General features: G+C 40.6%; 2 protein-coding genes. Both read right to left on the reverse strand.

Translation table 11 applies throughout. From position 1 onward, the window contains the following. Nucleotides 1-1,371 (reverse strand): DUF1998 domain-containing protein (locus LHW48_06770; GenBank protein MCB5260158.1); only part of this gene is annotated, 1,371 nt, incomplete at its 3' end. Continuing rightward, a partial coding sequence (locus tag LHW48_06775) for a helicase (GenBank protein MCB5260159.1) occupies nucleotides 1,364-2,939 on the reverse strand: 1,576 nt, incomplete at its 5' end. The genes LHW48_06775 and LHW48_06770, both read right to left, overlap by 8 nt.

Below are 2,939 nucleotides of genomic sequence, written 5' to 3' on the forward strand. Positions count from 1 at the left end.
GGTATATATCATAATACCGGCATGGTAATCTGCTGAGCAATATATCCGCTCACTCAAAGAAGAAGCAGGATAGCCACACACAAATTCAAGTTGTTTGATGAGCAAGTGTGCTATAGTATGGAGTAGAACATACTTATACAGAGCATAATCTGTTATCACACCACCCCCTAAAGGATTAAAATTATTGAGGGTTTTGCTGTGATTTATTATACGTTGCCAGAAATCATCCTGCTTTTTGATAATTGAATACCACTTACGAATCGCTTTATCATCAAAGTCCAATAGAAAGCCTTCCCCCGCCAACTCTATGCTTGGGAGATAAGAGGTGTACTCTCCTGCTTTTGTAACATGCATGGATTTACCTTTTTCAAATATTGCGCCTGGGCTGATGGGGCTGATTCTGCTATAGGAACACAATACCATAGCCATACTCAAAGTTCTAATCGATATAAGTGATATAGTGCTGTTTATAGAAGGCATTTCTTTTAGATAGATTGGGTCTTCATCAGAAAAATCATCTGCAGTAGCTTTATTGACCATGTATTCAAGTTCGTAACATCGATAATCTGTTTCTGATTTAGGAGGATTGTTACGATCCAGTCTGGAGATGGGAATCATTAAGCTTCTTAATATTCCCGGAAAGTAAACGCTGTTGCTTGATTTCAAGACTGTCCTCATGGATTCGCCATTTGAAGATGGATTAAAAATACCGGAAAGGCTTGCAGAAGCCTTGCATTTCCCACAAGATATTCTGATTGACTCAAGGTTATCTGATCTTATTGAACTTCGGTATGAAAGTTCATGTCTTTCATGATTTTGAGCATCAGGCACTTTATCATTAAGCCAGTCTTCCCAAGGGAAATCCCGGATTTGTCCAGACTCAGAAACCTGAATAAACCTAACTTGCTCAAGCATTATCTTCCTTTTTTTACTTGATTTCATCTGACAATAAGGGCAGTATAGATTAAAACTACCCTGCAAATTGCTTATTCTATGTACATGCCGCCAATCGGAATGTTGCATAAATCGGTTGCATACTGGGCAAAACATCCATTGGGGAAAAAGTTCTGCCGAAATCAAGCTGGTATCTGATGCAACCTTGTATCCAGAGTGTGTAGTGCTATTTGCTGGTATTTTTAATAGGTATTCAAGGTTGGGAAAATTGTCCTTCAATCTGTAAATTAGCCTTGGGTCCTGTACCGACAAGGAATTCACCTTTTCTCTGTCTTTGCCATCGACCTCGTTAATAAAAAATGGCCACTTCTCAAGAGGCAGAATTCGCATGGATCCCTCTGGAGTTTCTATCAAAGAGCCTATTCCCCCATACGAGCTTATTATGGAATGACAGGCTATCTCATAGTACTTATTCATAATCCGTGTTCCTTTTTTTTAACCTGGGTGTTACAAGTTTTATTACCGTATTGGGGCTGATTTCACGCATAGAATTCATGGTCAACCAATCGTTATCATCATAATCTAAGGCGATAGCATCACTTGCATTAAGCAAGAGCTTTCTGAAGCTAAGATCTGGATTATTAGACAGTTTTTCTTGCAAGGTAATAAGGTGTTTATTCAATCTGGCCCGGAAAAAGGGCATCATGGAGGTGTCATCTTGCATCCTTGAAGCCATAAAATCAATATATTCCTCAAAGTCCTGGGATCCCAAGTCTTGGGGAGAGGATATACCCTTTACCATGCGGGCGTATGCGGACATTAGAGTCGGCATCATTTTACGGATTGCTACACGTGTGTAAGGGGTAACCGATATTGGCTCTACAAAACGATAATAGTTCTGGTGAAAGGAAGCAAAATTCTCGAAGTGTGATTTATCTCTGGCTTTAAATGGATTGAAAAGAGTAAGCACCAGACCGGGATAGTTACGAGCAATACGGCTTGTAACCTGGATGTATTCCGATGCGCTTTTGGGTTGTCCGTTCATTAATATCAGATTCAAACGCGGAATGTCCAAACCTACCGAAATCATGTTTGTGGCAAAGACAACATCAATGGCATTATCCTGAACCTTATTGGGATCGTTGTCTACAATGCTTGGTGATTCCAGAGATTTTAGCACTTGTTTTACTTCGTAACCAGAAATCCGGCTTGTCAATTCTTTGGGATGACGCAACAAATATCTTTTACTGAGAGGATTCCGCTTGAGAACCATCTGTTTATAGGCTTGTTGCACTTCATCTCTGGTTTTGCTGTACATGCGTCCAAGCTCCCTAAGTGAATTGTAGTAAGAAATCACCGTCCAATAGCAGTCCAAATCTTCATCAATTCGGTTCGCTAATTCCTGACGTCCAAACAACAGTAAAGCCAACAGTCTTACCTGGGTGGTGGTTACCGTCTTGCCTGAAGGGCAGATGCCAATGTATTCGCGGGTATTCTCATGTTTTAGTGTTTTTGAAAAGAAATTATCTCCAAAATTAAGCCCTGCAGGGGGAAAAGTAAATACATCCCGGTTACCGAATAACCCTTTCACTTGCGCTGCAGCATTCTTGATAGTGGCTGTAGAGGCTATTATTCTGGGCATTTTGTTTCCTTTTCTACACAGCATCTCTACCACACTCTCAAATAAAGCTGTAATACTGCCTAAGGGGCCAGAAATAAGGTGCAGTTCATCCTGAATGATCAGGTCTGGAGGAAGCACCCCTTCAGTAGAGCCAAAAAAAACCGAAGCTTCTTCTACCCAAGCAAGCCGGGCAAATTTATCGACGGTAGCGAAAAGCAATGATGGGGGATTATTGTATAGACTTTCGTCCACTAAATCTATCGGCAAGCCACGATGGAAAAAACATTCAGTATCTAAACAAAACACTTCGAATTTGTTTTTTAGGACATTGAATCCCATTTTGAATCCCATTTTCCCTTTATCTACTAGGCTGCTGCCACACCAAGGACAATGAGTAATAGGGAACTTATTTTGCCGTTGAGCA

This window comes from Candidatus Cloacimonadota bacterium (genome assembly GCA_020532355.1).
Taxonomy (GTDB): Bacteria; Cloacimonadota; Cloacimonadia; order Cloacimonadales; family Cloacimonadaceae; genus UBA5456.